Source organism: Lysobacter koreensis (genome assembly GCF_042677045.1).
In the GTDB taxonomy this organism is placed as follows: domain Bacteria; phylum Pseudomonadota; class Gammaproteobacteria; order Xanthomonadales; family Xanthomonadaceae; genus Lysobacter_K; species Lysobacter_K koreensis.
Map to the genome: position 1 here is coordinate 850,352 of NZ_JBHTIH010000003.1, position 22,600 is coordinate 872,951.

General features: G+C 68.2%; 18 protein-coding genes, 2 tRNA genes and 1 pseudogene. 14 read left to right on the plus strand and 7 right to left on the minus strand.

Annotation, left to right across the window (positions count from 1 at the left end):
* Positions 1-30: 30 nt before the first annotated feature.
* Positions 31-549, minus strand: a complete 519-nt coding sequence (locus tag ACFQZQ_RS09250; RefSeq protein WP_386812463.1) for a GspH/FimT family pseudopilin — start codon at positions 547-549, stop codon at positions 31-33.
* A 176-nt stretch (positions 550-725) separates the two neighbouring features.
* On the opposite strand from ACFQZQ_RS09250, the gene uvrB reads away from it, so the two are divergent.
* From uvrB to ACFQZQ_RS09320, 14 genes and pseudogenes are all read left to right on the plus strand, one after another.
* Positions 726-2,798, plus strand: a complete 2,073-nt coding sequence (gene uvrB / locus ACFQZQ_RS09255; RefSeq protein ID WP_386812464.1) for an excinuclease ABC subunit UvrB — start codon at positions 726-728, stop codon at positions 2,796-2,798.
* Between the two features lie 40 nt (positions 2,799-2,838).
* Positions 2,839-3,081: pseudogene (locus tag ACFQZQ_RS09260) on the plus strand (BON domain-containing protein); the annotation flags it as partial.
* A complete protein-coding gene (locus tag ACFQZQ_RS09265; RefSeq protein WP_386812582.1) occupies positions 3,082-3,375 on the plus strand; it encodes a LysM peptidoglycan-binding domain-containing protein in 294 nt (97 codons plus the stop codon). It abuts the pseudogene before it with no gap.
* Between the two features lie 79 nt (positions 3,376-3,454).
* Positions 3,455-3,529: transfer RNA gene (locus ACFQZQ_RS09270), tRNA-Val, on the plus strand.
* 353 nt (positions 3,530-3,882) lie between these two features.
* Complete coding sequence (gene thrS, locus ACFQZQ_RS09275) at positions 3,883-5,781, plus strand: threonine--tRNA ligase (protein WP_386812465.1); 1,899 nt, start codon at positions 3,883-3,885, stop codon at positions 5,779-5,781.
* Positions 5,782-5,853: 72 nt separating this feature from the next.
* Entirely contained in the window at positions 5,854-6,378 is a 525-nt protein-coding gene (infC, locus tag ACFQZQ_RS09280) for a translation initiation factor IF-3 (protein WP_386812583.1), read from the plus strand.
* A 284-nt stretch (positions 6,379-6,662) separates the two neighbouring features.
* A complete protein-coding gene (gene rpmI, locus ACFQZQ_RS09285) occupies positions 6,663-6,866 on the plus strand; it encodes a 50S ribosomal protein L35 (protein ID WP_386812466.1) in 204 nt (67 codons plus the stop codon).
* 13 nt (positions 6,867-6,879) lie between these two features.
* Positions 6,880-7,239, plus strand: a complete 360-nt coding sequence (gene rplT, locus ACFQZQ_RS09290) for a 50S ribosomal protein L20 (RefSeq protein ID WP_386812467.1) — start codon at positions 6,880-6,882, stop codon at positions 7,237-7,239.
* Between the two features lie 190 nt (positions 7,240-7,429).
* Complete coding sequence (pheS, locus tag ACFQZQ_RS09295) at positions 7,430-8,425, plus strand: phenylalanine--tRNA ligase subunit alpha (RefSeq protein WP_386812468.1); 996 nt, start codon at positions 7,430-7,432, stop codon at positions 8,423-8,425.
* Positions 8,426-8,495: 70 nt separating this feature from the next.
* Positions 8,496-10,886 carry a phenylalanine--tRNA ligase subunit beta gene (pheT, locus tag ACFQZQ_RS09300; RefSeq protein WP_386812469.1) on the plus strand — a complete coding sequence of 797 codons (2,391 nt, stop codon included), beginning with the start codon at positions 8,496-8,498 and terminating at the stop codon, positions 10,884-10,886.
* 77 nt (positions 10,887-10,963) lie between these two features.
* Entirely contained in the window at positions 10,964-11,266 is a 303-nt protein-coding gene (gene ihfA / locus ACFQZQ_RS09305) for an integration host factor subunit alpha (protein ID WP_386812470.1), read from the plus strand.
* A complete protein-coding gene (locus tag ACFQZQ_RS09310) occupies positions 11,259-11,615 on the plus strand; it encodes a MerR family transcriptional regulator (protein WP_386812471.1) in 357 nt (118 codons plus the stop codon). Before ihfA ends, ACFQZQ_RS09310 begins: the two co-directional genes overlap by 8 nt.
* A gap of 90 nt (positions 11,616-11,705) precedes the next feature.
* Positions 11,706-11,782, plus strand: a tRNA-Pro gene (locus tag ACFQZQ_RS09315).
* A 254-nt stretch (positions 11,783-12,036) separates the two neighbouring features.
* Positions 12,037-13,116 (plus strand): TraB/GumN family protein, encoded by a 1,080-nt coding sequence (locus ACFQZQ_RS09320; protein WP_386812472.1) that lies wholly within the window; start codon positions 12,037-12,039, stop codon positions 13,114-13,116.
* A 138-nt stretch (positions 13,117-13,254) separates the two neighbouring features.
* Here the strand turns inward: ACFQZQ_RS09320 and dxs are convergent, their stop codons facing one another.
* The 6 genes from dxs to ACFQZQ_RS09350 all read right to left on the minus strand — a co-directional run bounded on the left by dxs (position 13,255) and on the right by ACFQZQ_RS09350 (position 22,467).
* A complete protein-coding gene (gene dxs / locus ACFQZQ_RS09325; protein WP_386812473.1) occupies positions 13,255-15,174 on the minus strand; it encodes a 1-deoxy-D-xylulose-5-phosphate synthase in 1,920 nt (639 codons plus the stop codon).
* A 114-nt stretch (positions 15,175-15,288) separates the two neighbouring features.
* Positions 15,289-16,506: a hypothetical protein gene (locus ACFQZQ_RS09330; RefSeq protein ID WP_386812474.1), complete on the minus strand. Its 1,218-nt coding sequence runs from the start codon at positions 16,504-16,506 to the stop codon at positions 15,289-15,291.
* Between the two features lie 159 nt (positions 16,507-16,665).
* Positions 16,666-17,403 (minus strand): HNH endonuclease, encoded by a 738-nt coding sequence (locus ACFQZQ_RS09335; RefSeq protein ID WP_386812475.1) that lies wholly within the window; start codon positions 17,401-17,403, stop codon positions 16,666-16,668.
* Positions 17,404-17,473: 70 nt separating this feature from the next.
* The gene (locus ACFQZQ_RS09340) at positions 17,474-19,264 is read right to left on the minus strand and encodes an acyl-CoA dehydrogenase C-terminal domain-containing protein (RefSeq protein WP_386812476.1); all 1,791 of its coding nucleotides are present in this window, start codon (positions 19,262-19,264) and stop codon (positions 17,474-17,476) included.
* 62 nt (positions 19,265-19,326) lie between these two features.
* Positions 19,327-19,803 (minus strand): LEA type 2 family protein, encoded by a 477-nt coding sequence (locus ACFQZQ_RS09345; RefSeq protein WP_386812584.1) that lies wholly within the window; start codon positions 19,801-19,803, stop codon positions 19,327-19,329.
* Positions 19,804-19,983: 180 nt separating this feature from the next.
* Positions 19,984-22,467 (minus strand): S8 family serine peptidase, encoded by a 2,484-nt coding sequence (locus ACFQZQ_RS09350; protein WP_386812477.1) that lies wholly within the window; start codon positions 22,465-22,467, stop codon positions 19,984-19,986.
* Between the last annotated feature and the right edge of the window lie 133 nt (positions 22,468-22,600).

Below are 22,600 nucleotides of genomic sequence, written 5' to 3' on the forward strand. Positions count from 1 at the left end.
CCCCAGTCGCGAGGGTCAAGCGGGAATCCCTCAGATTGCGTAAGGGCAGGGTAGGGGAGTGTTGCCGCTACGCTCCGTCCTGGCGCGCCCGGCGTTGTTGACGATCACGCTCGCCAGCAGCTGTCCCTTCGCCCTTGAGCAGATCCTCAGGCTGACATTGCTGCCGGAAGCACGTCCATCGGGTTGGTACCGTACATGCTGTCTTCCTGCAGTCGAGCGAGCAACCAAGTCGGCTCCGAGGGGGTCAAGCCGCTTCAGGATGGCACTGGTATCCGTTGGCTGCCCGGTTCGCTTGCCATCCAGGAACACGATCCAGCCGTCCTCCCACACGCCGTCGTTTCGACACCGCAGGCCATCCAGGCTCGGACATATCGAAACTGGGTGACGACGCGTGACGGCGCTGCTCCGCGCAGCCATCAGCGATCCCGTGAGCAGATGGTATGCGCTGGCCGTTTGGGTGCTCTGGCGGATGCTTCCGAGCGCCGGAAGGCCGATTCCCAGGATAACTGCCACGATCGCCACGGCCGTTAGCAGTTCGACGAGGGTCATTCCGTTTGTGTCGCCTCGCATCGCCGCGTCCTTGCACTGGTGTCCTAGTCGAATCCTCAAGAAATGTCGTGGATCGAACGATCGGCGGCCCGCCCAGGCGGGGGTAGGAAAATGCCGCAAGCGCCCCCATCACAATCCGGCCCTACACTCGGGTTAGGCCCGCGCACGCCCAGACGATGAACGACAGCCACGCCCCCACCCCGCCTGCCGATGGCACCTTCCAGCTGGTCTCGCCGTACTCCCCGGCCGGCGACCAGCCGGCCGCGATCGCGCGCCTGGTCGAAGGCTTCGAGAACGGGCTCGCGCACCAGACCCTGCTGGGTGTGACCGGCTCGGGCAAGACCTACACGATCGCCAACGTGATCCAGGCGGTGCAGAAACCCACGCTGGTGATGGCGCCGAACAAGACGTTGGCGGCGCAGCTGTACGGCGAATTCAAGGCGTTCTTTCCGCACAACGCGGTCGAGTACTTCGTCAGCTACTACGACTACTACCAGCCCGAAGCCTACATCCCGTCCTCGGACACGTTCATCGACAAGGACAGCTCGGTCAACGAGCACATCGAGCAGATGCGGCTGTCGGCGACCAAGGCACTGCTGGAGCGCCGCGACACGATCATCGTCTGCACCGTGTCGGCGATCTATGGCTTGGGCGACCCCAACGAATACTTCCGGATGGTGCTGCACATGGTGCGCGGCGAGCGCATCGACCAGCGCGAGCTGATCCGCCGCCTGACCGAGATGCAGTACAGCCGCAACGACACCGAGTTGCGCCGCGGCACCTATCGCGTCCGTGGCGAGGTGATCGACGTGCATCCGGCCGAGTCGGAAATGGAAGCGCTGCGCATCGAGCTGTTCGACGGCGAGATCGAGAACCTCACCGCGTTCGACCCGCTCACCGGCGAGAGCCTGCGCAAGCTGCAGCGCTACACCATCTACCCGAAGTCGCACTACGTGACCACGCGCCGCACCGTGCTCGACGCGGTCAAGGCGATCAAGGACGAGCTCGGCCCGCGGCTGGAGCAGCTTTACGCGCAGAACAAGCTGGTCGAGGCGCAGCGCCTGGCGCAACGCACCCAGTTCGACCTGGAGATGCTGGCCGAAGTCGGCTACTGCAACGGCATCGAGAACTACTCGCGGCACCTGACCGGGCACATGCCCGGCGAACCGCCGCCGTGCCTGTTCGACTACCTCGCACCGGACGCGTTGCTGGTCGTCGACGAATCGCACGTCACCGTTCCGCAGGTCGGGGCGATGTACAAGGGCGACCGCTCGCGCAAGGAGACGCTGGTCGAGTTCGGGTTCCGCCTGCCGTCGGCACTCGACAACCGGCCGCTGAAATTCGAGGAGTGGGAGGGTCGCTCGCCGCGGGCGATCTTCGTATCGGCGACCCCGCGCGACTACGAGCTGCAGAAGTCCGAGGGCCAGGTGGTCGAGCTGGTGGTGCGGCCGACCGGCCTGATCGACCCCGAGGTCGAGATCCGCCCGGTCGCGACCCAGGTCGACGACGTGCTTGGCGAGATCAACCTGCGGGTGGCGATGGGCGACCGGGTGCTGATCACCACGCTGACCAAGCGCATGGCCGAGAACCTGACCGAGTACCTCGGCGAACACGGGGTGCGGGTGCGCTACCTGCATTCGGACATCGAGACGGTCGAGCGCGTCGAGATCATCCGCGACCTTCGCCTGGGCAAGTTCGACGTGCTCGTCGGTATCAACCTGCTGCGCGAAGGTCTGGACATGCCCGAGGTGTCGCTGGTGGCGATCCTCGACGCCGACAAGGAGGGCTTCCTGCGCTCGACCGGCTCGCTGATCCAGACCATCGGCCGCGCCGCCCGCAACGTGCGCGGCAAGGCGATCCTGTACGCGGACCGCATCACCAACTCGATGCAGAAGGCGATCGAGGAGACCGATCGGCGCCGCCACAAGCAGGTCGAATACAACGCCGAGCACGGCATCACCCCGCAGTCCACGGTGCGGACGATGGTCGACGTGTTCGAGGGCGCGCGCGCCGAGCCCGAGGCGGTCAAGGGTCGCGGCAAGGCGGCCCGCAAGGTGGCGGACGAGGCCGCCAACTACGCCGCGCTCAGCCCGGCGCAGGTCGTGGCCCGGATCAAGGTGCTGGAGCAGAAGATGTACCAGCACGCGCGCGACCTGGAGTTCGAGGAGGCCGGCGTCGTGCGCGACCAGTTGCGCGAGCTGAAGGACGCCATCGTGCTGGGGCCAACGTCCACAGACCGCTCACCCTGAGCGTGTGATCTTGCAGTCCCTCAACGCGGAGACTGCATCCATGGGCGTATTCGATTTCATCAAGAATGCCGGCGACAAGATTTTCGGCAAGGACGGCGAACTTGATCGAAGCAAGCCGCTCGGCACGCACCTGCGTGAGCACGGCATCGATCCATCCGGCATCACCTTCACCATCAATGGCGACACTGTAGTCCTGGACGGCACCGTCAAGGACCAGGACACCCGCGAGAAGGCGGTGTTGATCGTCGGCAACGTGGATGGCGTGGATCGCGTGGAGGATCGTTTGCGGGTGGCCAAGGCCGACTTCAGCGGAGTAACCACCGGCAGCAGCACCGTTGCGGCGGCGCCTTCGCCGGCGGGCAGCGGCACGACGGTCGCGCCTTCATCCGCGGGCAGCAATGAGGGGTGGTCGTCGAAAACCTACACGGTGGAAGCGGGCGACAGCCTGTCCGCGATCGCCAAAAAGGTCTACGGCGATGCCGGCAAATACAACAAAATCTTCGAGGCCAACCAGCCGATGCTCAAGGATCCCGACAAGATCTATCCGGGCCAGGTGCTGCGCATCCCGGCAGCTTGATCCAGGCACTGTCGAGGTTGTCGGCTCTCACTTGATCGGCTACACTGCGCGCCCCTCGCCGGGGAGTTTTTCGGCGAATGGGCGGTTAGCTCAGCGGTAGAGCACTACCTTGACATGGTAGGGGTCACAGGTTCGAACCCTGTACCGCCCACCAATTTGGTGACGAACGGTCGGGCTAGCCCCGGCCGTTCTTGTTTTCGGGGTTTCGATTCGCGGCGCCACCGTTGACTTGCGCCGCCGCGGTCGCCAACTATTGCGCATCGCCCCGGCAATCCGGCCAGGGCACGAGAAGGGTGGCCCGCGATAAACCGCCGGCCGAGCGTGCGACATGAGCACTACCGTCCGCCACCGCTGACGCCGCCGACGCCTCCGATCCAGGACGGCGCCACGGCGCCGTTTCCGTCTCTGAAACGCTCGTTTTCCCGCTGGCCTGTGTCCCGGCCTGCCTCTAAGACATCTCTCCCGACGCCGCACCGCCGCGCCGTCCTTCGATACCCAGACAACCCCATGATCGCGATCACCCTTCCCGACGGCAGCCGCCGCGAGTTCGAACACCCCGTCAGCGTCGCCGACGTCGCCCTGTCGATCGGCCCCGGCCTGGCCAAGGCCGCGCTCGCGGGCAAGGTCGACGGCCGGCTGGTCGACAGCAGCTACCGCATCGAACGCGACGCCGCGCTCGAGATCGTCACCGACAAGCATCCCGACGCGCTGGACGTGCTGCGCCACTCCACCGCGCACCTGCTGGCGCAGGCCGTGCAGCGCCTGTTCCCGGGCGCGCAGGTCACGATCGGCCCGGTGATCGACAACGGCTTCTACTACGACTTCGCCTACGAACGCCCGTTCACGCCGGAAGACCTGCCCGCGATCGAGGCCGAGATGCTCAAGATCGTCAAGGAGGCCCAGCCGGTCTCGCGTAGCGTGAAATCGCGCGACGAGGCGGTCGGTTTCTTCAAGGGCATCGGCGAGCACTATAAGGCCGAGATCATCGAGGGCATTCCGGCCGAGCAGGACCTGTCGCTGTACACCCAGGGCGAGTTCACCGACCTGTGCCGCGGCCCGCACGTGCCGGGCACCGACAAGCTGCGCGCGTTCAAGCTGATGAAAGTGGCTGGCGCCTACTGGCGCGGCGACCACAACAACCAGATGCTCAGCCGCATCTACGGCACCGCCTGGCTCAACGATAAGGACCTCAAGGCCTACCTGACCCAGTTGGAAGAGGCCGAGAAGCGCGACCACCGCAAGATCGCCAAGCAGCAGGAGCTGTTCCACCTGCAGGAAGAGGCCCCGGGCCTGATCTTCTGGCACCCGAAGGGCTGGTCGATCTGGCAGGTCGTCGAGCAGTACATGCGTCGTGTCTACCGCGAGAGTGGCTACCAGGAAGTGCGTTGCCCGCAGATCCTCGACGTGTCGCTGTGGAAGCAGTCCGGCCACTGGGACAACTACCAGGAGAACATGTTCTTCACCGAGTCGGAGAAGCGCACCTACGCGCTCAAGCCGATGAACTGCCCGGGCCACGTGCAGGTGTTCAACCACGGCCTGCACAGCTACCGCGACCTGCCGATCCGCTACGGCGAATTCGGCGCCTGCCACCGCAACGAACCCTCCGGCGCGCTGCACGGCATCCTGCGCGTGCGCGGCTTCACCCAGGATGACGGCCACATCTTCTGCACCGAGGACCAGATCGAGGCCGAGGTGTCCGCGTTCCACCAGCAGGCGCTGGCGGTGTACGCGACGTTCGGCTTCAGCGAGATCCAGATCAAGATCGCCCTGCGCCCGGACAAGCGCCTGGGCGACGACGCCACCTGGGACAAGGCCGAGGACGCGCTGCGCGCGGCCTTGCGCAAGGACGGGGTGGAGTGGGAGGAACTGCCGGGCGAGGGCGCGTTCTACGGCCCGAAGATCGAGTACCACCTCAAGGACGCGATTGGCCGCACCTGGCAGCTGGGCACCATGCAGGTCGATTTCATGATGCCGGCCCGCCTGGGCGCCGAGTACGTCGACGAGGCCAGCAGCAAGCGCCATCCGGTGATGCTGCACCGCGCGATCGTCGGCTCGATGGAGCGCTTTATCGGCATCCTGATCGAACACCACGCCGGCCAGTTCCCGTCCTGGCTCGCCCCGGTTCAGGCGGTGGTGATGAATATCACCGACGCGCAGGCCGACTACGTCGAGGAGGTCCGGAAATCCCTTGCAAATCAAGGTTTCCGGGTCGAGGCCGATTTGCGGAACGAGAAGATCGGCTATAAGATCCGCGAGCACACGCTGCAGCGCGTGCCGTACCAGCTGGTGATCGGTGATCGCGAGAAGGAAAACGGCCTGGTCGCGGTGCGTACGCGGGGAGGGGAGGATCTGGGGACCATGACCGTCGCCGAATTCGCCTCGCGTTTGCACGAAGAGGGCGTCTGACGCCCCGCGCAGCGTGTTCCCACCTTTCCGGCTGCCCGCGCGGCCGGCACGATCCACACCGGAGATTGCAACATCAGTACCCCCGAAAAGCCGAATCGAAAGAACCAAGAAATCCGCGTCCCGCGCGTTCGCGTTATCGGCAGCGATGGCGAGATGATCGGCGTGCTCTCGCGCGATGAAGCGCTGGCCATGGCCCAGGACGAGGGCATGGACCTCGTCGAGATCCAGCCCAACGCGGATCCGCCGGTCTGCCGTGTCATGGACTTCGGCAAGTTCAAGTTCGATGCGCAGAAGAAGGCCAACGCCGCGAAGAAGAAGCAGAAGCAGGTCGAGATCAAGGAAATGAAGTTTCGCCCGGTCACCGACGAGGGCGACTACCAGATCAAGCTGCGCAACATGCGCCGCTTTCTGGAAGAGGGCGACAAGATCAAGGTCAATATCCGCTTCCGTGGCCGCGAAATGAGCCACCAGGAACTCGGTCGCCAGATGGCGACCCGGATCGAGACCGACCTGGGCGAGGACATCGTGATCGAGTCGCGTCCGCGCCTGGAAGGGCGGCAGATGGTCATGATGATCGCGCCCAAGAAGAAGACCTAGGTCGGCTGCCCCTCCGGGCAGCGTGGCAGGGGTTGGCTGGAAGGCGCCATGTGAACTTTGGCGCCGCCTGATCGAAGCCCCTGATTCCTAAGGAAAAGATTTGCAACCCCAGCGTCGAGCCGGCATACTGTGCGGCCTGGTTCGCCGGGGTTTTGTTTGCAGTATTCAGGACCTGTTGCTGATTCCTTCTGGATCAACGACTTACAAGCCGGCAAGGGCAGGACGGAAAGCGTGGCGCCAGCCACCGCCCAGGCCAGTGACATAAAACCCGAAAGGACATCGCCATGGCGAAGATCAAGATCAAGACCCACCGGGGCGCTGCCAAGCGCTTCCGCAAGACCGCAACCGGCAAGTTCAAGTGTGGCCACGCGAACCGCAGCCACATCCTCACCAAGAAGGCGACGAAGCGGAAGCGCAACCTGCGGCAGACGAACCATGTTCGTGCCGAGGATGCCGGTCGTATTTCCCGCATGTTGCCGTACGCCTGAGGAGGACTGAGAAATGGCACGAGTCAAACGTGGTGTACAGGCGCGTCGGCGCCACAAGAAAATCCTGAAGCAGGCGAAGGGCTACTACCACGCCCGCCGCAAGGTCTTCCGCGTCGCCAAGCAGGCGGTCACCAAGGCCCTGCAGTACGCCTACATCGGCCGCAAGCAGAAGAAGCGCAATTTCCGTTCGCTGTGGATCACCCGCATCAACGCGGGGGCCCGCATCAACGGCCTGAGCTACAGCCGTTTCATGAACGGCATGCTGAAGTCGGGCATCACCCTCGACCGCAAGGTGCTGGCGGACATCGCCGTGCACGACGCGGTGGGTTTTGCCGCGCTGGCAGAGAAGGCCAAGAGCGCGCTCGCAGCTTGATGTAGCACCGTCCGCGTCGGCCTAGGCCGCGCGGGCGAGGACACGGATCAAGGCATGGGGAAGGGCGCAAGTCCTTCCCCATGTTCGTTTCTGGGGTTTGTCGTCCCGGGCATGGCAGGGCCTGCCGCCGCCGCGCGCAAGGCAGGTTTTCCATCTCCGCCGGAACGACAGTGATGAAGAGCCATGGCGAATGAGTGACATTGAATCCCTGACCCAACAGGCCCTGGCGCAGATCGCCGCCTCCGACTCGCCCGAGGCGATCGAGGCGCTGCGCGTGTCCCTGCTCGGAAAATCCGGCAGCGTCACCGCGCAGCTCAAGCAGCTGGGCACCTTGCCGGCCGAGCAGCGCAAGGCCGCCGGCGAGGCGATCAACCAGGCGCGCGACACGCTCAGCGCCGCGCTGGGCGAACGCAAGCGCGTGCTCGATGACATCGCGCTCGACGCGCGGCTCGCCGGCGAATCCGTCGACGTCACCCTGCCGGGCATCGACGCCACGCGCGGCGGCCTGCACCCGGTCAGCCGCACGCTGGAGCGCATCGCCGACATCTTCGGCCGGCTCGGCTTCGAGCTCGCCGATGGCCCCGAGATCGAGGACGACTGGCACAACTTCGAGGCGTTGAACTTTCCGCCGCACCACCCGGCGCGCGCGATGCACGACACCTTCTATCTTGGCGACGGCCGCCTGCTGCGCACGCACACCTCCGGCGTGCAGGTGCGCTACATGGGCGACCACCAACCGCCGCTGCGCATGATCGCCGCCGGCAAGGTCTACCGCAGCGACAGCGACCAGACCCACACGCCGATGTTCCACCAGGTCGAGGGCCTGCTGGTCGACGAGCACGCCAGCTTCGCCGACCTCAAGGGCACGTTGGCCGAATTCGTGCGCGCGTTCTTCGAGCGCGATTTCGAGATGCGCTTCCGGCCGAGCTACTTCCCATTCACCGAGCCGTCGGCCGAGGTCGACATCGCCTGGCAGCAGCCGGACGGTTCGACGCGCTGGCTGGAAGTGCTCGGCTGCGGCATGGTCCACCCCAGCGTGCTGCGCAACGTCGGCATCGATCCTGAGAAGTACACCGGTTACGCCTTCGGCCTCGGCGTCGAACGCTTCGCGATGCTGCGCTACGGCGTCGACGACCTGCGCAGCTTCTTCGAGAACGACGTGCGCTTCCTGCGCCAGTTCGCGTAGGGCGGGCTCAAGCCCGCCGACCCATGTGACGAGATGGCGGGCCAGGGCCCGCCCTACGGAAAACCCCACGATGAAATTCTCCGAGAACTGGCTGCGCCAGCATGTGCCGACCACCGCGACGCGCGAGCAGCTCGCCGCGACGCTGACCGCGATCGGGTTGGAAGTCGAGGAAGTCACCGCGCTGGGCGATTCGCTCGACGGCGTGGTCGTCGCGCAGATCCTCAGCGCCGAGAAGCACCCCGAAGCCGACCGCCTGCAGGTCTGCCAGGTCGACGCCGGCGGCGGCAACGTCGTGCAGATCGTCTGCGGCGCGCCCAACGCGCGCCCGGGCCTGAAGGCGCCGCTGGCCGTGGTCGGCGCCAACCTTCCCGGTGGCATGGCGATCAAGGCCGCCAAGCTGCGGGGCGTCGAGTCGTCCGGCATGTTGTGTTCGGCCAAGGAGCTGGGCGTCGATCCGGATGCCTCGGGCCTGCTTGAGCTGCCGTCGGATGCGCCGGTCGGCGCGGCGCTGGCCGGTTATCTGGGTCTGCCGGATGCGACCATCGAGATCAAGCTCACGCCGAACCGCGCCGATTGTTTCAGCGTGCGCGGCATCGCCTTTGATGTCGCCGCCGCGTCGGCCAGCCAGGTCGTTGCGTTCGAGCCCGCGCCGGTCGCCGCGGGCAGCGACGCGCGGCTCGCGATCGAGCTCAACGCCGGCGCGAACGCGCCGCGTTACTGCGGTCGCGTGATCGAAGGCGTCGATGCCTCGCGGCCGACGCCGGCCTGGATGGCCGAACGCCTGCGCCGCAGCGGAGTGCGCCCGGTGTCGTTGCTGGTCGACGTCGCCCAGTACGTGATGCTGGAGCTCGGCCAGCCGATGCACGCGTTCGACCGCGATCTGTTGCAAGGCCCGGTTGGCGTGCGCTTCGCGCGTCCCGGTGAAGCAGTGAAGCTCCTCGACGGCCGCGATGTCGTGCTCGACGAGCAATTCCTGGCGATCACCGACGGCGACCGCGTGGTCGCGCTGGCCGGCGTGATGGGCGGCTTCGACACCCGCGTCACCGAGGCGACCGGCAACGTGTTCCTGGAAGCGGCGCACTTCGCGCCGTCGGCGATCATCGGCCGGGGCCGCAAGCTCGGCCTGCACACCGACGCCGCGCACCGCTTCGAGCGCGGCGTCGACCCGGAGTTGCCGCGCCTGGCGATCGAGTACGCGACCCGCCTGATCCTCGACGCCGCCGGCGGAACCCCCGGCGCGGTGGTCGAGGCGGCGTTGGCCCAACACCTGCCGGATCCGCGTCCGATCGGCCTGCGCCGTGCGCGCCTCGCGCGAGTGCTCGGCATGACGGTGGCCGACACCGAAGTCGAACGCATCTTCGGCGCGCTCGGTTTGTCCGTGCAGGCGAGCGATGAGGGCTGGCAGGTCACCCCGCCGAGCCGCCGCTTCGATCTGGCGATCGAGGAGGACCTGATCGAGGAGGTCGCGCGCATCCACGGCTACGACGCCATCCCCACGACCTTGCCGTCCGGCGCCGCGCGCCTGGTGGCGCCCAGCGAAGCCCGGGTCGAGGAGGGCGCCGCGCGCCGCCAGCTCGCCGCGCGCGACTACCTGGAAGCGATCAACTACGCGTTCGTCGACGAGCAGTTGCTGGCGGCGTGGGGCGCAATGGACGGCGCGGTGCCCCTGGCGAACCCGCTCAGCGCCGAGCTCGGCATCATGCGCACCGCCTTGTTGCCGGGCCTGGTCGCCGCGCTCGCGCGCAACGCCGCCCGCCAGCAGCCGCGCGTGCGCCTGTTCGAACTGGGTAACGTGTTCGCGGCCCACGGTGCCGAGTCGCCGCTGGAAACCCGACGCGTGGCCGCGGTTGCCTGCGGCGACGTGGCGGCCGAGCAGTGGTCCGCGACGGCGCGTGCGGTCGGATTCCACGACCTCAAGGGCGACCTCGACAGCCTCGCGGCGCTGGCCGGTGCCACCCTCGAGTACCGCGTGTCGATCGCGGCCTGGGGACACCCGGGCCGTTCGGCCGATGTCTACCGGGTCGAGGGCGATGGCGCGGCCGTGAAGCTGGGTTGGATCGGCCAGCTGCACCCACGCTTGCAGCGCGCATTGGACCTGGACGCCGAGGTCGTGGCGTTCGAGCTGGACCTCGCGCCGCTGCTGGCGCGGCCGTTGCCGCGCGCCGCGGGCCTGTCGAAGTTCCCGTCGGTGCGCCGCGACCTGGCGGTGGTGGTGGCCGAGTCGGTGCCTTGGGCGGTGATTGCGGGCTCCATCCGTGCCGCAGCGGGAGAGTCACTGCGCGATCTGGTGTTGTTCGACCGCTACCAGGGCAAGGGCGTGGAAACGGGATTCAAGAGTCTCGCTATGGGCTTGATTCTGCAGGAAGAATCGCGCACGCTCACCGACCGTGACGTGGAGCAAGTGGTGGAGGCGGTGATCGCCGCCCTGCAGCGCGACCATGGCGCGGTGATGCGCGGTTAGCCGCGCACCAGACGCGAATCCCGCGGCCCTTCGAGGCCGGACTGAAGAATGCTTTTCGCTACGTAGCAGGCACTGCAATGGCTTTGACAAAGGCTGAGATGGCCGAACGCCTGTTCGACGAGGTCGGCTTGAACAAGCGCGAGGCGAAGGAGTTCGTCGACTCGTTCTTTGACGCGCTGCGCGAGGCGCTCGAGCATGGTCGCCAGGTCAAGCTGTCGGGCTACGGCAATTTCGACCTGCGGCGCAAGAACCAGCGCCCGGGTCGCAACCCCAAGACCGGTCAGGAGATCCCGATCTCGGCCCGCACCGTGGTGACCTTCCGCCCGGGCCAGAAGCTCAAGGAACGCGTCGAAGCCTATTCCGGAGGTGGTCATGCTTGACCCCGGCAGCAACCGCGAACTGCCGCCGATCCCGGCCAAGCGCTACTTCACCATCGGTGAGGTCAGCGAGCTGTGCGACGTCAAGCCGCACGTGCTGCGTTACTGGGAAACCGAATTCCCGACCCTGAACCCGGTCAAGCGCCGCGGCAATCGCCGCTACTACCAGCGCCACGAGGTGCTGATGGTGCGCCAGATCCGCGGCCTGCTGTACGAACAGGGCTACACCATCGGCGGCGCGCGCCTGCGCCTGGAAGGCGACGTGGCCAAGGACGAGTCGGCGCTGAGCTCGCAGATCATGCGCCAGGTGCGCATGGAGCTGGAAGAAGTGCTGCAGCTGCTGCGCCGCTGAATCTCTCGTTCGCAGGTCGCCGCGGCGACAGAAGCGCCGGCGAGCCGTTATACTTGCCGCCCGCTTCACGGCGGGAACATCGCAACACGTCGGGGCGTAGCGCAGCCTGGTAGCGCATCTGCCTGGGGGGCAGAGGGTCGTCGGTTCAAATCCGGCCGTCCCGACCATTTCGATCAAAGCTTTCGGTGGAAAGACAAATGCCCGGCTTGCCGGGCATTTTGCTTTTTGGCGAGCGCGCCATCCCATCAGCCGGCGTAGTGCCGATGCCGCATCCATCGCCAGCCGCGCGTGGTGTGTGATCGGTGATGTGGTTTGCGGAACTCCCGTCGCTCCTTGCGATCACAGTTTTGCCGATTCCGTCGCGTTCACTTCACCAACGCCAGCGGCGGCGCTTCCCCACCCCGTGAAATGGAGTTCCTTGATGCGCACTTTGCTGTCGATCTCTTTGGCCCTGCTGCCGCCGTTGTTGCCCGTCCTCGCTCACGCGGCCCAGCCTGCGGCGGCCCGCGTCGAACTGGCGGCCGGCCCCGCGTCGCGCGCGAGCGGGCCGGCTGCAACTGCCACGGCGCCGGCCGATGGCCGCATCGTCGATGCCGACGTGGTGCTGGTCAGTGGCCAGCAATCCGGCCCTGGGCTGTGGCAGGTCAGCAAGGCGGGTCACGTGCTGTGGATCCTCGGCACGGTGGCGCCCGTGCCGAAGAAGATGGAGTGGTACTCGCCACAGGCCGAATCGGTGCTGGCGCGAGCGCAGGAAATCATCGGGCCACCGCACATCGAGATGACGATGGGCGCGGGCAGCATGTTCAAGGCGGCCTTCGCCATGCCCACACTGCTGCGCGCGCGAAAGAATCCCGACGGCAAGACCCTGCGCGACGTGCTGCCGGCTGAGCTGTATGCGCGTTGGTCGGCGCTCAAGCCGACGTACCTGGGGAGCGACAAGGACGTCGAGCAGTGGCGTCCGATCTTCGCGGCGAGTGCGCTGTACGGAGCGGCACTCAAGCGCGCCGGCCTGCAATCGGGCACGGGCACGAGCGCGCGGCTGCGCGCCCTGACCGACAAGTACGAGACCAAGTACACCTCGACCGGGGTCAAGGGCGAGATCAAGGATCCCAAGCGGCTGGCGAAGTCGTTCGCCGGTGCCGAAGTGGACGACATCGCCTGTTTCCGCAGCGTGCTCGACCAGCTCGAGCTGGACGTGGCCAACGCCGCGCAGCGCGCCAATGCCTGGGCTCAGGGCGATATGCCGGAATTGCGCCGCCTGTTCCGCGCCGGCGACGCGAGATCGTGTTTCGAGGCCATCGCCCAGACCGAGGCCGCGCGCTCGCTGGGCATGGGCGACGGCACGGCCCGCGCGGAGGCGCAGTGGCTGCGCGCCGTCGATGCCGCGCTGGCGAGCAACCACACCAGCTTCGCGACCTTGCCGGTGAGCCAGCTGCTGCAGCCCAACGGTCTTTTGGCGCAGCTGCAGGCGAAGGGCTACGCGGTGGTGGCGCCGGAGTAAGTCCGGCGCGCACGCGTCTTGTAGTGCCGAGCTTGCTAGGCACCCGCGCTCGGGATAGCGCGCGGATCCGTGCAGGCTCGGACCTACAAGGCGACGGTGTCTAGTTGTTTGCGCGGGTGTTGATCCAACGCCCGCGCGTCAGACGGCCGCACTTCGCGGCTGCGGCTCCGCCAATGACGGCCAGCGCCGCAGCACCGCGGCGCGGATGCCGTCGACGTCGAGCCCGGCTTCGGCCAGCAGTTGCTCGCGGCTGGCATGGTGCTGGAACTCGTCGGGCAGGCCGAGGTGGAGGATCGACATGGCGATGCCCTCGGCGGCCAGCAGTTCGGCCACGCCGGAGCCGGCGCCGCCGGCGACGACGTTGTCCTCGAGGGTGACGAAGCCTTCGTGGTGCTTCGCAAGGTCCAGGATCAGCGCGCGGTCGAGCGGCTTGACGAAGCGCATGTTGACCACGCTCAGGCCCAACTCCGCGCCGACCTTCTCGGCGGCCGGCACGATCGCGCCGAACGCCAGCAGCGCGACCCGCGATCCGCGGCGGCGCAATTCGGCCTTGCCGATCGGCAGCGTGTCCAGCGTCGCCTGCACCGCCACGCCCGGGCCGGTACCACGCGGGTAGCGCACCGCGGCCGGGCCTGGGTGGCGATAGCCGGTGCTGAGCAGCTTGCGGCACTCGTCCTCGTCGCTGGGCGCCATCACCAGCATGTTCGGCACGCAGCGCAGGTAGCTCAGGTCGAGGTTGCCTGCATGGGTCGCGCCGTCCGGGCCGACCACGCCGCCGCGGTCGATTGCGAACAGCACGTCGAGGTCCTGGATCGCGACGTCGTGCACCAGCTGGTCGTAGCCGCGCTGCAGGAAGGTCGAGTAGATCGCGACCACCGGCTTGGCGCCTTCGCAGGCCATGCCCGCGGCCAGCGTGACCGCGTGCTGCTCGGCGATCGCGACGTCGAAGTAGCGCTGCGGATACTCCTTGCTGAAACGCACCAGGCCCGAGCCTTCGCGCATCGCCGGGGTGATGGCGAGCAGCTTGTCGTCGGCCGCGGCCATGTCGCACAGCCAGTCGCCGAACACGTCGGTGTAAGTCGGTTTCTTGGCGCCGCCCTTGCTGACCAGGCCCATTGACGGATCGAACGGGCTGACCGCGTGGTAGCCGATCTGGTCGCCCTCGGCCAGCTCGTAGCCCTTGCCCTTGGTGGTGATGATGTGCAGCAGCTGCGGGCCCTTGAGGGTCTTGAGCGTCTTCATCGCGCCGAGCAGCGCGTCCAGGTCGTGACCGTCGATCGGGCCGGTGTAGTGGAAGCCGACTTCCTCGAAGAACGTCGACGGCACGAACATGCCCTTCCAGTGTTCCTCCCAGCGTTTGACGAAGCGCGCCGCCGGCTTGCGCTTGTCGCCGAGCAGCTTCTTGCCGCCCTCGCGCAGCGCGTTGAGGGTGCGGCTGCCGGTGAGGCGGCCGAGCATGCGCGTGACGCCGCCGACGTTCTCGGAGATCGACATCTGGTTGTCGTTGAGGATCACCAGCAGGTTCGGCTCGGCTGCATCGGCCTCCGCGCCCATGCCGCCGGCGTGGGCGAGGGCTTCGAACGCCATGCCCGCGGTCATCGCGCCGTCACCGATCACCGCGATGACCTTGCGCTCGTCGCCGGCGCGCTGCAGCGCGATCGCCATGCCCAGTGCGGCGGAGATACTGGTCGAGCTGTGGCCGACGCCGAAGGTGTCGTACTCGGACTCCTCGCGCTTCGGGAACGGCGCGATGCCATCGGCTTGCTTGACCGTGTGGATCTGGTCGCGGCGGCCGGTGAGGATCTTGTGCGGGTAGCACTGGTGGCCGACGTCCCACACCAGGCGGTCGACCGGCGTCTCGTATAGCCAATGCAGGGCGATGGTGAGTTCGATCACGCCCAGCCCGGCGCCGAAGTGACCGCCGGACTGCGCGACCTGTTCGATCAGGTACGCACGCAGTTCGTCGGCAATCGCCGGCAAGTCCTCTTCGGGGAAGTGGCGCAGGTCGGCGGGGACCGCGATGCGGGCCAGGCGCGGAAAGCGTTGCGGGTCAATCATCAGTCGGACTATGGCGGCTAGCCCGTGATTGTCCCGCTCAGGTTGCGGCCGGGCAAGGCGCGCGGCCGGCGGTGTTCACGCAAACGGCGACGTCGCGTTCGCGACGTCGATGGTTCAACGCCCGCGCAGGCGCCCGAACAGGCCACTGGGCTTGGGCGGCTCGACCTCGGGTTCGGGCTCGCGGTAGATGTCGGCGAAGCCGGTGGCGAGGTTGGCGTTGACGAAATCGGCGACGTCGCCGGTCGGCACGCCGCTGGCCTCGGCGATCTCGGCCAGCGTGGCCGGGCCCTTCATCATCGCCGTGGCGATGCGGAAGTGCTTGGGGAACTCGCGCTCGGTCTGCGGCCACTTGAGCAGCTGGTAGCGGCCCTCGGGGTCGAAGCCCGCCGCCAGCGTGCCGTGGCCGGCCAGCAACGCGCCGTACCAGACCAGCCGGGCCAGCGACTGCGGCTCGCCGAGGGCGGCGGCCTGGCTGCTCCAGGTCGCGGCATCGATCGCGGGGAAGTCGGCGGCGGTGACCGCACCGTCAAACAGGCCGGTCAGGGCCTTGAGCGTGGCCGGGCCGTGGTACTGGCGCTGCTCGGTATCGATCAGCAAGGCCGTGCCGTTGCGTTCGAAGCGCAGGCGGCCGCTGAGCTTGCCGGAGGCCAGCCAGTCGACCAGCGTGTCAAGCGCCGGTGCATGCGCCTCGACCACGGCCGGGGTCGGCGCCGTTGCAGGTGCTGCCGGTGCCGCTTTGTGCTCGACCGGCGCACGCGGGGCGATGCTGGGCGCGGCAGGCAGGACTTGGGCCGCGGCCGCGCTCGGCGGTTCGCGGCTCGCGCTGGCGGCAGCGCGGGCCGGGAGTTCGGTAGCGACGGCGGACAAGGGTTCCGGCGGCGGGGCGATCTCCTCGCGTACCGGCAGCGGTTGTTCTTCCGGCAGGCGATCCTGCGGCTGCGGCGCGGGGGTCATGCCGGCCGGATGCACGGACTCGGCCGGCGACGCGGGTGCTGCAGGTGCCGCGACGTTCGCGGCCGCACTCGGCGCGGTGCCGTCGAGTTGCTGCAACAGCGCGGTCACGCTCGCGCTGTCGAATGGGCGGGCGAGGCGGAAGTCGGTCTGGGTGCGCGCCGCCGAGGTCAGGCCGATCACGCGCTTGCCATTGGCGTGCAGGCGCAGCCAGCTCATCGGCCCGTACATGCTGTCCATGTCGACGATAACGTAGGCCGCCTGTTGCTCGGGCAGCAGGTGCCACTGGCCCCCGACTTGCGCGTTGGCGGTGGTGAAGGCCGCTTGCAGCGCGGATTCGGTAACCGGGTCCATGCCCGTGAAGCCAAGGGTGAGCGGCATCGTCGCATTCGTGATGACAGGTACCGACGAGTGTTGCGGAGCGCGCCGCAACCGTCAACGCGCGCTCAGCGTCGCATCTGCGCGTTATTCGGCAGGCCCGCGTTCATGGGTGTGACGATGCGACTGCTGACGGTCGCGGAACTCCGCCCCGGCCGGCGATCAGGCGCGCAGTCGCGCGTTCTTCGGCAACTGGTTCTTCAGGAACACCATCTGGTCGGCCAGGATGTTGCGGTTCGACAGAATCAAATGCTCGACCCAGCTCGGCCGGTAAGGCACCGCGAGCAGCGGCATGCCCGCCTGTTGCGGGGTGCGGTTGCCCTTGCGCGAGTTGCAGTGGAAGCACGCGGCGACGACGTTCTCCCAGATGTCGCGGCCGCCCTTGGATACCGGCAGCACGTGGTCGCGGGTCAGCTGCGGGCGGTGGTAGTCGCGGCCGCAGTACATGCACAGGTAGGCGTCGCGCGCGAACAGCGCGGCGTTGGTCAATGCCGGGGTCGGGTCGAGCGCGTGGGCGCGGGCGTGGCCACGCGCGGCGACGATCGGGTGCAACTCGATCAGGCTCTGCTCGCCGGTCATGCGGCTGGTGCCGCCGTGCACCTGCAGGCAGGGGTCGCCGAGCGTCCAGGCCACTGCGCCGCGCACGTACAGGCAGGTCGCGTCCTGCCAGTTCATCCAGTCGAGCACGCGGCCGTGCGCGTCGAGCGACAGCAGGCGCACGGCGTTGAGCTGCTCGATCGGGTGGCGGCGGGCAGGCTGCGCGTCTGGCGGAGACTGGGCCTGGCTGGCCAGGCGCTGGGCGAATCGCGGAGCGAAGGAGGTGGAGGCCGGTCCATGCTGATCGGGATCAGCGTGGGCTCCGGCGCGAACCAAGCGCAGGCTTGTTCTGTCAGTCTCCATCAGGGCCCGAGCTTATACCCAAAGCGTGACGGATTGGGTAGACCTCTCGGGCACCGATGGCGGGTGCCGATCAGGCGTCGAATGCGGCCGCGTCGAGCGTGGTCAGCGTCTGCGTGCCGCTTTCGATCGCGGCGGCGTGCGCGAGCGTGCGCGGCAACAGGCGGGCGAAGTAGAAGCGCGCGGTCTCGCGCTTGCCAGCCTTGAACGCGTCCGACTGCGCCGAGGCCTCGCTCGCCGCGACGCTGCGCGCCCACCAGTAGGCCAGCGCGACATAGCCCGAGTACATCAGGTAGTCGTAGGCAGCGGCGCCGACCTCATCGGCGTTGGCGGCCGCGCGCTTGCCGACCTGCATCGTCAGCTGCGTCCACTGCGCGGCCTTGTCGCGCAACGGCGCGATGAACTCGGCGACGGCGGCGTTGGCTTCGTTGTCGGCGCAGAACTGCTCGATCATCCCGAGCAGCACCTGCAGGCCCGCGCCTTGCAACTGCATGACCTTGCGGCCGAGCAGGTCCAGCGCCTGGATGCCGGTGGTGCCTTCGTACAAGGTGGTGATGCGGGCGTCGCGCGCGAGCTGCTCGATGCCGTGCTCGGCGATATAGCCATGGCCGCCGTAGCACTGCAGCGCGTGGTAGGTGCATTCCACGCCCCATTCGGTCAGGCAGGCCTTGACGATCGGGGTCATGAACCCAAGCAGCGCGTCGGCCTGCGCGCGCTCGGCTTCGTCGGGCGCGTGGTGGGCGATGTCGACCAGCAACGCGCCGTGGTAGCCCATCACCCGGCCGCCCTCGATCAGCGCCTTGCAGGTCAGCAGCATGCGGCGCACGTCGGGGTGGACGATGATCGGGTCGGCGGCCTTTTCCGGGAACTTGGCGCCGGACAGCGCGCGCATCTGCAGGCGGTCGCGCGAATACGCCAGCGCGTTCTGGTAGGCGCGGTCGGACAGACCCAAACCTTGCAGGCCGACGGCGAGGCGCGCGGTGTTCATCATGGTGAACATCGCCATCAGGCCCTTGTGCGGCTGGCCGATGAGGTAGCCCTGCGCGCCGTCGAAATTGAGCACGCAGGTCGCCGAACCGTGGATGCCCATCTTGTGCTCGAGACTGCCGCAGCGCACCGTGTTGGCGCCGCCGGTATTGCCGTCGCGGTCCACGCGCACCTTCGGCACCAGGAACAGCGAGATGCCCTTGCTGCCGGCCGGGGCGTCGGGCAGGCGCGCGAGCACGAGGTGGACGATGTTGTCGGTGAAGTCGTGCTCGCCGGCGGTGATGAAGATCTTGGTACCGGTGATCGCATGGCTGCCATCGGCCTGCGGCTGCGCGCGGGTCTTGAGCAGGCCCAGGTCGGTGCCGCAGTGCGGCTCGGTCAGGCACATGGTGCCGGTCCAGCGGCCCTCGACCAGCGGCTTGAGGAACACCTCCTGCTGCCAGGCCTGGCCGTGCTGGATCAGTGCCTCGGTGGCGCCGGCCGAAAGCAGCGGGAAGTTGCCCCAGGCCAGGTTCGCCGCGTCGATCATTTCCTTGAGCGGCACGCCGGCCGCATGCGGCAACCCCTGTCCGCCGAACTCGACCGGCGACACCAGTCCCGCCCAGCCGCCCTCGACGAACTGCGCGTAGGCCTGCTTGAAACCCGGCGGGGTGGTGACCGCGCCGCTGGACTTGTCGTGCACGCAGCCAATGCGGTCGCCGATCGCGTTGAGCGGCGCGAGCACCGTCTCGCAGAAGCGCGCGCCCTCGTCGAGCACCGCGTCGAGCACGTCGCGGGTGGCATCGGCGAAACCGAGCTTGGCGAAGACCGCCTCGGCGCCGATCACGTCGTACAGGGCGAAGCGCATGTCGTTGAGGGGGGCTTTGTAGGTGCTCATCGGCGGCCGTCAGGAGTTGGAAAGGAGAAGAATGGAATTGCCGGGCGTGTGGTTTCGATGGCCTAGCGCAGCACCCCGGGCAACCCGGGTGCCGGGCTCAGCGCGCTGCTGCGGTCGATCTCGTAGCTGCGGCGCTTGCCTTCGTCGGGCGTGGCCGCAAGCGTGCCCTTGAGCGTGTAGTCGACGCTGCGGCGATTGGCGAGCGCATCGGCGACGGCGAGCTTGGCCGCGGCCGACGGCGTCAGCACCACGCTGATCACGTCCGCCGATTCCGGGCCGACCGACAGACTCGGACTGGCCTGCAACGTGCCGGCCGCGTGCTCGCCGATCGCCAGCGCCAGCGCCACCTCGTCGAAGCGCATCGGGATGCTGCTGAAATTCTCGATCCGCAGGTCCGCCGACCAGCGCCCGTCCGCGCGCACGGTCAGCTGCTGCAGGCGCGCGGAAGGCTCGGACACACGCCGCACCGGGCCGCTGGCGCAGGCGGCCAGCAAGGTTGCGCACAACGCGGCGCCCAGGGTCCAACGCATCCACCGCATCGCCTTCATGCCGCCACTCCGCCTGATTGGAAGGCGAGGATACACCGGGGTACGGTCGCGGCCGGGCGCCTCGAGCGGACAAGGCGCGGTGCCGGAAAAGAAGAAGCCCGCCGGAGACCGGCGGGCTTCGGGGCACACGGGCGAAGGGGGTCGCCCGTGCGTTTGCGCGAAGAGAAGAACTTACTGCGCGTACACACCGTACAGCCGGCTGGCCGCCGCGGCGTAGGCGGCACGGGTCACCACCTGGCTCGGGTCGAAGTACGCGCGCAGCACCGGCTGCAGGTCGAACGGCCCCTGGGTCACGGTGAAGCGGGCGTTGATCAGGCCCAGGTCGAGCGCCAGCTGCACGTAGCCGCGCAGCGGCCCCGAAATCGCCGCGGCGTCCTCGATCGCGATGCGCTTGCCGTCGGACAGTACCGTCAGCGTGCTGCCGCTCGCCGCGGCCTGGTTCTGCAGGCCCAGGCTCTGCACCAGCGAGTACGCCAGGCTGACGCGGGTGACCACGTCGTCGGGCCGGAACGCGCCGTTCAAGCGACCCATCACGCCGTCCTGGCGATGGCTGAGGTCGCGCTGCGCGGCGCCCGCGGCGGTGGCCGCTTCAGCGAACGCGGTGACCGGGTTGATCGCGGTGAGGTCGGCGAAGGTCGAGGCGTTGTGCAGCGGCTGGAACTGGCGCACGCCAGTACCGGTCACCAGGTAGTTGGCGAGCTCGCCGCGGGTCAGGCTGCGGTCGGGATGGAAGCGGCCGTCGGCATCGCCGTCGAGCAGGCGGTTCGAAACGCCGAACTCGATGAAGCCGCGTGCCGCGTGGCCGTGGATGTCACCGAGCCCGTCGAAGCCGTCGGTACGCAGCTGCTTGACGTTGACGTCGACCGTGCCCGGCGCGCCGTAGCCATTAGTGGCCTTGGCCGGGTCGAGGTTGTTGCCCGACACCGAGCCGACCCCACCGACCTTCAGCGTCCAGGTGCCGGCGACGCCGGGCGCGGACACCGCGATGTTCTGGCCCAGCACCGGCAGCGCGATCGAGGAGCCGTAACGCTTGCCGTTGGGATCGGTCAGCGAGATCGCGACGGTGTTCTCGCCGACGTTGGCGCGGGCGTTGACCAGAGCGATGTCGCTGCCGACCTCGAAGCGCACGCCCTCGTTCGGCCCGACCGGGCTGAAGTCGACCGTGTAGTCGGCGCTGTTGCCGACCGAGACCCGCGCGTTGGCGTTGAACGTCCTCGCCGCGTTGACGGTGCTGCCGTAACTGCCGGCGTTGAGCGAGGCCTGCACCGCGGCATGTGCGTTGACATAGCCGGCGCCGGCTTCCCACGCGGCGCGGCCGGGGATGTTGCTGGCGGTGTCCTGGAGGATGCGCTTGACCTCGCGCCAGCCCATCGACGGGTTGGCCTCGAGCATCAGCGCGACCACACCGGCGGCATGCGGCGCCGCCATCGAGGTGCCGGACATGTGGGTGTAGTGCACCGCCAGCGCCGGGCCGAGCAGGGCGGCGTCGTCCTGCGCCGCGGTCTTGTCGAGCGCGCCCAGCGACGCGCGCGCCGAGGCGATGTCGACGCCCGGCGCGGTGACGGTGGGGCGGTCCATCCAGGTGTAGCTGACGCCATCGACGACGACGTCGCCGCCGCGGCCGTTCTCGCCGCGCGAGGAGAAGTCGGCGAGCCGGCCCTGCTTGTCGCCGGCGGCCACGGTGACCACCCAGGGCGCCTTCTTGAAGTTGCCGGTGATCGTGGCCTCGCCCGCGCCGGCGTTGCCGGCCGAGAACACCACCACCACGCCGCGGTCAGACAGCGCCTTGGTGGCGATGTTGGTCGGGTCGTCCGGATCGAATTCGGTGCCGACGTCGCCGGTGTTGCCGAACGAGTTGGAGATGACGCGGATGTTGTACTGCGCCTGGTGGGTCAGCGCGTAGTCGAAGCCGCCGACAGTGTCGAGGATGAACAGGCCCGCGCCCGAGCCGTAGCCGATGATGCCCGCGCCCGGCGCGACGCCTTCCTGCGCGCCGCCCGAGGCCGCGCCGTTGCCACCGATGATGCCGGCGCAGTGGGTACCGTGGCCGCCGCCGATGTCGGTGTTGGCCACGCCTTCGATGTAGGTGATCGGCAGCATCGAGTCGAGCGAGTGCAGGTTGGTCTGCGCGGCGACGTTCTGCTTCACGTGCTCGGGAAACTTGAGGTCGGGATGGGTGCCGTCGACGCCGGAATCGTTGACCAGCACGCCGATGCCGCGGCCGCTCACCGGCATGCCGCCGATGCGCATGCCCGGGTCGGTACGCAGGCGGTCGACGCCGGTCAGCGCCGTGGCTTCGCGGTTCTCGTACGACAGCGGTGCGTTGAGCCAGACCGAGCGCACGTCCGCCATCGCCAGCAGCGCCTGCACTTGCGCCGGGGTCGCGCGCGCACCGGCGATCGGCAGCGAACGCATGGTCAGGCCTTTCAACCCCAGCGCCAGCAGGCGCTGCTGCTGGCTGGCGGTCAGCGGTCCATTGCCGTTGAAGCTGATGATGACTTCCGCGGCCTGGCCGGCGGCGAGCGTCGGCAGCAAGGCTTCGAGCTGGCGATCGAGCCGCCGGGCCTCGGCCAGCAGCGGGGTGGCGAGGATCGCGGCGGCGAGCAGGCCCGCGCGGAGGTACCGGTTGGAAGCAGGGCGACTGGCAAGCGACATGGCGAAGACCTTTGGCGGGGGAGGCGAAGGGCCCATGGCGCGAACAGGCGAGGGCGCCTTCGTAGCATCCGCAGCGGGTCGGCCCGTGCCCATCCGGATCAGCCCCCAGTGCGGTTGGGGGAAAACCCCCGTA

Coding starts and splice junctions, on each gene's coding strand:
- thrS (WP_386812465.1), top strand. CDS start 3,883: ATGATCGCGATCACCCTTCCCGACGGCAGCCGCCGCGAGTTCGAACAC.
- ihfA (WP_386812470.1), top strand. CDS start 10,964: ATGGCTTTGACAAAGGCTGAGATGGCCGAACGCCTGTTCGACGAGGTC.
- ACFQZQ_RS09345 (WP_386812584.1), bottom strand. CDS start 19,803: ATGCGGTGGATGCGTTGGACCCTGGGCGCCGCGTTGTGCGCAACCTTG.
- rpmI (WP_386812466.1), top strand. CDS start 6,663: ATGGCGAAGATCAAGATCAAGACCCACCGGGGCGCTGCCAAGCGCTTC.
- ACFQZQ_RS09350 (WP_386812477.1), bottom strand. CDS start 22,467: ATGTCGCTTGCCAGTCGCCCTGCTTCCAACCGGTACCTCCGCGCGGGC.
- dxs (WP_386812473.1), bottom strand. CDS start 15,174: ATGATTGACCCGCAACGCTTTCCGCGCCTGGCCCGCATCGCGGTCCCC.
- uvrB (WP_386812464.1), top strand. CDS start 726: ATGAACGACAGCCACGCCCCCACCCCGCCTGCCGATGGCACCTTCCAG.
- pheT (WP_386812469.1), top strand. CDS start 8,496: ATGAAATTCTCCGAGAACTGGCTGCGCCAGCATGTGCCGACCACCGCG.
- ACFQZQ_RS09310 (WP_386812471.1), top strand. CDS start 11,259: ATGCTTGACCCCGGCAGCAACCGCGAACTGCCGCCGATCCCGGCCAAG.
- ACFQZQ_RS09250 (WP_386812463.1), bottom strand. CDS start 549: ATGACCCTCGTCGAACTGCTAACGGCCGTGGCGATCGTGGCAGTTATC.
- ACFQZQ_RS09340 (WP_386812476.1), bottom strand. CDS start 19,264: ATGAGCACCTACAAAGCCCCCCTCAACGACATGCGCTTCGCCCTGTAC.
- ACFQZQ_RS09330 (WP_386812474.1), bottom strand. CDS start 16,506: ATGCCGCTCACCCTTGGCTTCACGGGCATGGACCCGGTTACCGAATCC.
- ACFQZQ_RS09335 (WP_386812475.1), bottom strand. CDS start 17,403: ATGGAGACTGACAGAACAAGCCTGCGCTTGGTTCGCGCCGGAGCCCAC.
- rplT (WP_386812467.1), top strand. CDS start 6,880: ATGGCACGAGTCAAACGTGGTGTACAGGCGCGTCGGCGCCACAAGAAA.
- ACFQZQ_RS09320 (WP_386812472.1), top strand. CDS start 12,037: ATGCGCACTTTGCTGTCGATCTCTTTGGCCCTGCTGCCGCCGTTGTTG.
- pheS (WP_386812468.1), top strand. CDS start 7,430: ATGAGTGACATTGAATCCCTGACCCAACAGGCCCTGGCGCAGATCGCC.